General features: G+C 71.8%; 2 protein-coding genes. Both read left to right on the top strand.

Features of this window, described 5'->3' with window-relative positions:
- Positions 1–769: class I SAM-dependent methyltransferase (locus FPZ41_RS46310; protein ID WP_152870878.1), on the top strand; the 769-nt coding region annotated here is incomplete at its 5' end.
- Between the two features lie 222 nt (positions 770–991).
- A complete protein-coding gene (locus tag FPZ41_RS46305) occupies positions 992–1,786 on the top strand; it encodes an ABC transporter ATP-binding protein (protein ID WP_152870876.1) in 795 nt (264 codons plus the stop codon).
- Positions 1,787–1,843: the final 57 nt, after the last annotated feature.

Raw genomic sequence — 1,843 nt, 5'->3', positions numbered from 1 at the left:
CTCCCGCACCACCCACGCCCACTCCTTCAACGCCGCCGCAGCAAAGTACGCCGCAAACCGCCCCTCCTACCCACCACCCCTCTTCGACGCGATCGAGAACATCGCGACCCGCCCCCTCGCGGGCTCACGCGCGATAGACGTGGGCGCCGGCACGGGCATCGCCACCACGCTCCTCCACCAACGCGGCGCCCACGTTCTCGCCGTGGAACCGGGCGACGGCATGACGACCCAGTTCCGCCGCACTCACCCGCACATCCCGATCATCCGAGGCAACGGCGACGCCCTCCCCCTGGCCACCGCCTCCGCCGACTTCATCACCTACGCCCAGGCCTGGCACTGGACGGACCCCGCCCGCTCCCTCCCGGAGGCGATGCGCGTCCTGCGCCCGGGCGGCGCACTGGCCCTCTGGTGGAACACCAGCGCCCCCGACGTCCCCTGGATCGCGGCCCAGTACGCACGCATCAACGCGTACATCGGCGGCGACCCCACCTCGGTGCGCGGCTCAGGCCGCCGCGCCCGTACCGAAGAGGTGTTCGCCGGCGCCCCGCACCACCCGGACTGCACCCTCCGCGAACTCCGCTGGACCCGCACCGTCCCGATCGACACCCACCTCGCCAACATCGGCAGCCACTCGGTCTTCCTGGTCCTCGGTGAGGAGGCCACCCACACCTTCCTCGCGGAGGAGCGCGCCCTCCTCCTCGACACGTTCCCGAGCGGCATGGTCGAAGAGGTCTACGACGTCGTACTGATCGTCGTACCCCGCCCCTGACCCTCGTTCCGTCCGACTGCCCCAGGCCCTCCACCCCGTCCAGCAGCTCCGGCAACCACAGGAACGCGGCGTCGCCGACCACCCGCACCACCACCTCTCTCCGGTCCCATGCCCGCGCTCCCTCCCATGCCCGCGCACCCGCACGAGGACCACAGGCCCTGCCCCGCGAAGTCCAGGCGCCCTGGCTTGACGCCTTCACCCCACAGGCGCACTATTCATCGCATGATGAATTCCGCGTCGGACCCGCCCGACCCCCCGGCCGTTCGAGCCCAGGACCTCTCGGTCGTCCGCGGCCCCCGCACGGTCCTGCGCTCCCTGGACTTCACCGTCCCGCCCGGCCAGATCACCGGGCTGCTCGGCCCTTCCGGGTGCGGCAAGTCCACCCTGATGCGGGCAATCGTCGGCACCCAGGCCAAGGTCATGGGCACCCTGGAGGTCCTAGGCCTCCCTGCCGGCGCTGCCCCCCTTCGCTCCCGAATCGGCTACGTCACCCAAGCCCCCTCCGTCTACGACGACCTCACGGTCCGCCAGAACCTCGACTACTTCGCCGCGATCCTCGACCCCGGGCGCGCCGCCGCCGAGCGCCGCCGAGCAACCGTCACCCGAGCCATCACCGACGTCGACCTCACCTCCCACGCCGACGCCCTGGCGGGCAACCTCTCCGGAGGCCAACGCAGCCGCGTCTCCCTGGCCGTCGCCCTCCTGGGCACCCCCGAACTCCTCGTCCTCGACGAACCCACGGTCGGCCTGGACCCCGTCCTCCGCCGAGACCTCTGGACTCTGTTCCACACCATCGCCGCAGATCGCGGCGCGACCCTGCTGGTCTCCTCCCACGTCATGGACGAGGCCGAGCGCTGCCACCGTCTCCTCTTGATGCGCGAGGGCCGTCTCCTCGCCGACGACACCCCCGACGCCCTGCGCACCCGCACCGGCGCCGAGACCGTGGAAGCCGCGTTCCTGCACTTGGTCGACGAGGCCGCCGCGGCGAGCGCCCCGGAAAAGGAGCGGGCCCGATGAACACCCCGTCCCCAACCCCGACGACCACCGCACACACGAATCCGAACACCCCCGCCG

It is taken from the genome of Streptomyces acidicola (assembly GCF_009377235.1).
Classification (GTDB): domain Bacteria; phylum Actinomycetota; class Actinomycetes; order Streptomycetales; family Streptomycetaceae; genus Streptomyces; species Streptomyces acidicola.
This window is presented reverse-complemented; position numbering and strand designations above follow the sequence as displayed.